The following is a 6,147-nucleotide window of genomic DNA, read 5'->3' as shown; positions in this document are numbered from 1 at the left end:
CATCGGACATCTCGTCAAAACAATCGAGCCCAACGAATGCAACAACTACTTCGTCAACGCTGGATACGCTTCCGTCAAAACCTGAAACGCTCTAGTGTGATCCCACAGGCACGGGTTTGCTTTCAGCGCGCGATCCGCGTCGAAAGGATGATGGAGGATAGCGTCCGCTCGACGCCGTCGATCTTGCCGATCTCATCGATCAGATGGTCAAGCTCGGAAATCGACGGAGCCGCGACGATGGCGATCAGATCGAAGGTACCGCTGACGGAGTGAAGCGTCGTCACCTCATGGATCGCGTCCAGCGATGCCGTCACTGCCGAGAGCGCCTTCGGCGCAATGGTGATCAGAATGTGGGCGCGGATGAGACCTGAAAGATAGGCCTCCGACAGTCGCACGCCATAACCCGCGATTACGCCTTCCCTCTCAAGCCGCTCGAGCCGAGCCTGAACTGTCGTTCGCGACAGCGACAGCTTCTTGGCCAGTGTCGCCACCGGCACGCGGGCATTCTGGCCGAGCAACGACAGCAGCTCGCGATCCTTCCCTGTTACCTGCATGGCTCATCCTGCATTCTGTTCAAATGGATAGTCATATTGCTTAGATTTATACAACGAAACGCGTTTTCTGTCGCTATGAATCGTCCAGCTCCTGCCTACACTTATAAAAATCCTATAGTGAAACACAGGGGAAATATATGAAAGAGATAGTGGTGATCGGCGCAGGCAAGATCGGCGGAGCGATCGCTCTGATGCTGGCCGAGACCGGCGATTACAAGGTTATTGTCGCCGACCGCAGCCAGGAGCAGCTTGCCAAGATCGACCACCATCCTGCAATTTCCATCGCAGCCGTCGATATCGCCGACAGTGCAGGGCTGGTGGCCGTTCTGACCGGGAAGTTCGCCGTGCTGTCAGCCGCGCCCTTCCACTTGACCGGCTTTGTCGCCGAAGCTGCACTGGAAGCCGGCGTTCACTATCTCGATCTTACCGAGGATGTCGCCACGACGAGGAAGGTAGAGGAGCTGGCCCAGGGCGCACGCACCGCCTTCATCCCGCAATGCGGCCTGGCGCCAGGCTTCATCTCGATCGTCGCAAATGATCTCGCCAAGCGTTTCGATAGCCTCGACAGCGTGCGCATGCGGGTCGGCGCGCTGCCGCAATATCCATCCAACGCCCTGAACTACAATTTGACCTGGAGCACGGACGGCCTGATCAACGAGTATATCGAGCCGTGCGAAGCAATCGTCGAAGGCAAGCTCGTGACGGTGCCGGCCTTGGAAGAGAGAGAGGAATTCTCCCTCGACGGCATCACCTATGAGGCTTTCAACACCTCCGGCGGCCTCGGAACGCTCGCCAAGACGCTGGCCGGTCGCGTGCGCACGATGAACTACCGCACGATCCGCTACCCCGGCCACCAGGCCATCATCAAGGCGCTCTTGAATGACCTGAACCTCAGGAATCGCCGCGATGTGTTGAAGGATCTGTTCGAAAACGCGCTGCCCGCGACGATGCAGGATGTGGTCGTCGTCTTCGTCACCGTCTGCGGCTGGCGCGACGGGCGGTACATGCAGGAAACCTACGCCAATAAGGTCTATGCTGGTGTCGTTGCCGGCAAAAAGATGAGCGCCATCCAGATCACCACGGCTGCCGGCATTACGACCGTGCTTGACCTGCTTTCCCATGGCAAGCTTCCCACCAAGGGCTTTGTTCGTCAGGAGGAAATCGATCTCGGCGACTTTCTCGCCAATCGCTTCGGGCAGGTCTACGGCCTGGAGAAGCTCAGGGTGAGAGAAGCGGTGTAAGCCGAAGTCATTGCTTGCTAAACAAGTGGCGCCCCAACGGGCGCCACATTCGCTTTGGCGACGAAGCTATGGTCGCAACGCCGCGCAAGCCCGCTCGATGCGATCGAGAGCCTCTACAAGATCGGCTTCCGAGGTCGCATAGGAAATTCGGAAATAGGGCGACAGTCCGAATGCCGAGCCGGGCACGACTGCGACATGGGCCTCTTCGAGCAGATAGGCGCAGAACTCCGCATCCGTTGCGATCGTCTTTCCGGACGGCGTTGTTTTCCCCAGCACGCCGCCGCAGCTCGAGAACGTGTAGAAGGCGCCTTCCGGCAGCCGGCAATCCAGGCCTTCGATGCCATTGAGCCGGTTGACCACCAGATCGCGCCGGCGTTGGAAGCTTGCCGTGCGACCTTTCAGAAAATCCTGCGGGCCGTTCAGCGCCGCAACGGCCGCTGCCTGGCTGACGGAGGAGGGACAGGACGTCGCCTGGCTCTGGATGACGGCCATGGCCTTGATCAGTGCCTTCGGGCCGCCGGCATAGCCGATGCGCCAGCCGGTCATGGCATAGGCCTTGGAAACGCCGTTGACGGTCAAGGTCCGACGCTTGAGGCGCGGTTCTATCGCGACCGGCGTCGTGAAGCGGAAGCCGTCATAGACGATATGCTCATACATATCGTCGACCATCAGCCACACATGCGAATGGCGCAGCAGCACCTCGATGAGCGGATGGTAATCGGCTTCCGAATAGGCCGCACCCGACGGATTGGACGGCGAGTTGAGCAGGAGCCAGCGCGTCTTCGGGGTAATTGCCTTCTCGAGTTGATCCGCCTCGAGACGGAACCCGGCCTCGGCATCGCATGGGATCAGCACCGGCACGCCGCCGCAGATCTCGACGATATCGGAATAGGAAGTCCAGTAGGGCGTCGGGATGATGACCTCATCGCCCGGATCGATTGATGCCATGAAGGCATTGAACAGGATCTGCTTTGCACCTGTCGCCACGGTGATTTCATCGAGGGCGTAGTCGATGCCGTTCTCACGCAGGAATTTGCCGGCGATCGCCTTCTTCAGCTCCGGCGTGCCGTCAAGGGCGGTGTATTTCGTTTCGCCGCGATCGATGGCGGCTTTCGCAGCCTCTTTGACATTATCAGGCGTATCGAAATCAGGTTCCCCCGCTCCGAGGATGATGACAGGCAGACCGTCCCGCTTCATCGCATTGGCGCGCGCGCCGATCTGCAGGATCGTCGAAACGCCGATGGAGGCGATGCGCGAAGCGGGCCGAAAACCCGCCTCCTCGGCGTTGGTGGCGACCGTCATGAGTCTTACTCGATGTCGAAGGAAACGCCTTGCGCCAGCGGCAGGGCCTTGGAATAATTGACGGTATTGGTCGCCCGGCGCATGTAGGCTCTCCAGGCATCCGATCCGGATTCGCGGCCGCCGCCGGTCTCCTTCTCGCCGCCGAACGCGCCGCCGATTTCAGCACCAGACGTGCCGATATTGACGTTGGCGATGCCGCAATCGGATCCATCAGCCGCAAGGAAGCGCTCGGATTCCTGCATGTCGCGGGTGAAGATCGACGACGACAGGCCGGCCGAGACGGCATTGTGTTCGTCTATAACAGCATCGAAATCGTCATAGGGCATGACGTAGAGAATGGGAGCGAAGGTTTCCTCGAAGACCGGGCCGGCCTGCTTCGGCATCTCGACCAGTGCCGGCTTGGCATAATAGCCATCGGCATGGCCGACATCGACGCGCTCGCCGCCGGTGATAGTGCCGCCATGCGACTTTGCTTCTGCAATCGCCTTCTGCATGGCGTCGAATGCTGCCTTGTCGACAAGAGGCCCGACCAAGGCCGAGGAATGCAGGGGATCGCCGACCGAAACGCTCTGATAGGCCTTTTTCAGGCGCGGTACGAGTTGGTCGTAGACGCTCGTATGCACGAAAAGTCGGCGCAGCGTCGTGCAGCGCTGGCCGGCGGTGCCCATGGCGCCAAAGGCGATGGCGCGCAGCGCCATGTCGAGATCGGCCGACGGGCAGACGATGCCGGCATTGTTGCCGCCGAGTTCGAGGATGGCGCGGGCGAAGCGCTTGGCGAGCCGCGGCCCGACATCGCGGCCCATGCGGGTCGAGCCGGTCGCTGAGACCAGCGGCACCTTCGGATGATCGACCAGAACTTCGCCGATCGCGCGGTCGCCGATCAGAAGCTGGGACAGGCCTTCCGGCGCATCGCCGAAACGGGCGAGGGCGCGGTCGAGGATTGCCTGCGAGGCCAGCGCCGTCAGAGGTGTCTTTTCCGAGGGCTTCCAGATGACGGCGTCGCCGCAGATCAGCGCCAGAGCCGAATTCCACGACCAGACCGCAACCGGGAAATTGAAAGCCGAGATGATGCCGACGACGCCGAGCGGATGCCAGGTTTCCATCATGCGATGGCCCGGGCGCTCGGTGGCGATCGTCAGGCCATAAAGCTGGCGGGAAAGACCGACGGCGAAGTCGCAGATGTCGATCATTTCCTGCACTTCGCCGAGACCCTCGGAACGGATCTTGCCGGCCTCGATCGAGACCAGGCGGCCGAGGTCGTCCTTGGCGGCACGCAGTTCTTCGCCGAGCAGGCGGACGAGTTCGCCGCGCTTGGGTGCCGGCACCAGCCGCCATTCACGGAACGCGGCGTGCGCCTTCTCGATCCGCTGGGCGGCCTCGTCTGCCGAAACGGTCTTAACGTCGGCAATCTTTTCGCCAGTCACCGGCGAGTAGGAGGGCATGTCACCCTGAGTATAGAGCGCCTTGTCGACGCCGAGCTTTTCTAGGATGGCGGCGGTCTCGGCCGCGACGGAAAGGTTCTTTGCTGCGATGTTCATCTCATAACTCCACTTGTCTCTGATCCGGGCCTGCGGCGCGACCGTAAAGGTCGCGCGATCTCACTCGGCCGCGTCTCGTTGGGATAGCGCCCGCAGGCAGGCGTCGATCGATGCCTGCTCGATGCCGGCATAATGGTCGAATTCGTTCAAGACCTTCATTCCAAGATCGGCTTCGAACCGCTTCTGGTTCGGGCTGGCAACGAATTCCTGCTGCGCGCTGTCGCCGAGGTTGGATTGGAAGATGCCGGCGGCACTGACGGGCAGGAAGTCTTCGTAGACGATCGGGTCGAACTGGATGTACCCTTCTTCGATCAGGGTTTCGAGGGAGAGATCGCCCCTTGCGGCTGCGGTCTTCCCCTTGGCCGTCAGCGAATAGGCGAAGTAGCCAAGTTCTTCGCCACGGATCGCTGCCCAATCGTCGGGGAATTCGGCAAAGCTCTGCGCGAGCGCGGCCTCGTAGTCGCGTGCGTTCGATCCGTCGGCTGCGGGCCGCACGATCTTGCGTGACTGATCAAGCAGGCGATCATAGCGCGCGCGACCCTTGGGTGTCAGCGCGATACCACGCTGCTCGATCTCGCCGAAGCGGGCGGTGTGCGAGCCGCTTTCCCGGACGCCGTCGGCATTGCGGAAGGATACCGGCTCTTCGAGCGCCTTGAACGAGGTCTGGCGCAGCAGGATCGGGCAGGCGCGCGTCGGCGGGCCTTCGACGATGGCCTTCGGCGCGATGCCGTAATCGGGCATCAGCACCTGCACTTGGTCTATATCCAGCGTGCGCGGCGTCAGATGGTTGATATGCGGGCCCTTGAACGACACAACGTCGGCGATCAGGCGATGTGCGTCATGAAGGCGCTCGTACATGGCAGCATCGACATTGGCTTCGTCGTGCCAGCGGAAGGTCTCCAGCACTTCGTCCACGAAACGGCTGGCATCGGCCATGGTCAAGCCGCCGCCGCGTTCGGCCTTTTCGGTGAGAGCGATGGCGTCTTCGGTGAAGATTCGGCGCTTCGAGAGAATTTTGGCCGCCGCCGCGCGCAGGTCTTCATCGGCGATGAGGTCGAGCCGCAGCAACGATGTGAAGACGCGGAAAGGGTTGCGCTTCAGTTCGGCATCGCCAATTGGCCGGAATGCCGTTGAATGCACGGGCACGCCTGCCGTGGAAAGATCATAGTAGCCGACGGGATACATGCCCATGACGGCGAATACGCGCGCCATCATTGCGAGTTCCGCTGCCGTCCCGAGCCTAATTGCGCCGTGTCGTTCCTCGGAGATGCGGTCGAGATAGTCGGTCGCCTGCAGGCGTTCCTTCAATTTGGGCTGGGCAGCCAGCGTTTCGTCGTTGACGCGGCCCACCAGCTCCATGAGCGTGCCATAGGCGGGAACTTCGTCGCGATACATGGCGGACATGGCGGCCGAAAAGGCGCTGCGTATATCGCTGGTCGAGACGTGATCAGACTTCATGGGCGATGTCTTCCTGAAAGGCTATATCATTCCTATCTCGCAGGATAACTCTTG

Annotated in this window: 5 protein-coding genes; 1 reads left to right on the top strand and 4 read right to left on the bottom strand. The window is 61.2% G+C overall.

From position 1 onward, the window contains the following. Positions 1 to 122: 122 nt before the first annotated feature. On the bottom strand, positions 123 to 554 hold the full coding sequence (locus FHT28_RS33335) for an Lrp/AsnC family transcriptional regulator (RefSeq protein ID WP_037197688.1): 432 nt from the start codon (positions 552 to 554) through the stop codon (positions 123 to 125). A gap of 137 nt (positions 555 to 691) precedes the next feature. Between FHT28_RS33335 and FHT28_RS33330 the strand changes: the two genes are divergently transcribed. Next, on the top strand, positions 692 to 1,795 hold the full coding sequence (locus FHT28_RS33330) for a saccharopine dehydrogenase family protein (RefSeq protein ID WP_168598582.1): 1,104 nt from the start codon (positions 692 to 694) through the stop codon (positions 1,793 to 1,795). A 66-nt stretch (positions 1,796 to 1,861) separates the two neighbouring features. Here FHT28_RS33330 and FHT28_RS33325 read toward each other — a convergent pair whose 3' ends face one another. Genes FHT28_RS33325 through FHT28_RS33315 form a run of 3 tightly spaced genes read right to left on the bottom strand, consistent with a single transcriptional unit; the run spans position 1,862 to position 6,093 of the window. Further along, the gene (locus FHT28_RS33325) at positions 1,862 to 3,097 is read right to left on the bottom strand and encodes a pyridoxal phosphate-dependent aminotransferase (protein WP_168598581.1); all 1,236 of its coding nucleotides are present in this window, start codon (positions 3,095 to 3,097) and stop codon (positions 1,862 to 1,864) included. Positions 3,098 to 3,102: 5 nt separating this feature from the next. Beyond that, positions 3,103 to 4,635, bottom strand: a complete 1,533-nt coding sequence (locus FHT28_RS33320; RefSeq protein ID WP_168598580.1) for an aldehyde dehydrogenase family protein — start codon at positions 4,633 to 4,635, stop codon at positions 3,103 to 3,105. Between the two features lie 60 nt (positions 4,636 to 4,695). Then, positions 4,696 to 6,093 carry a VOC family protein gene (locus FHT28_RS33315; protein ID WP_047559123.1) on the bottom strand — a complete coding sequence of 466 codons (1,398 nt, stop codon included), beginning with the start codon at positions 6,091 to 6,093 and terminating at the stop codon, positions 4,696 to 4,698. Positions 6,094 to 6,147: the final 54 nt, after the last annotated feature.

It is taken from the genome of Rhizobium sp. SG570 (genome assembly GCF_012275345.1).
In the GTDB taxonomy this organism is placed as follows: domain Bacteria; phylum Pseudomonadota; class Alphaproteobacteria; order Rhizobiales; family Rhizobiaceae; genus Rhizobium; species Rhizobium lusitanum.
Note: the sequence above shows the minus strand (reverse complement) of the source record. Positions and strands in the feature narration are given on the sequence as shown.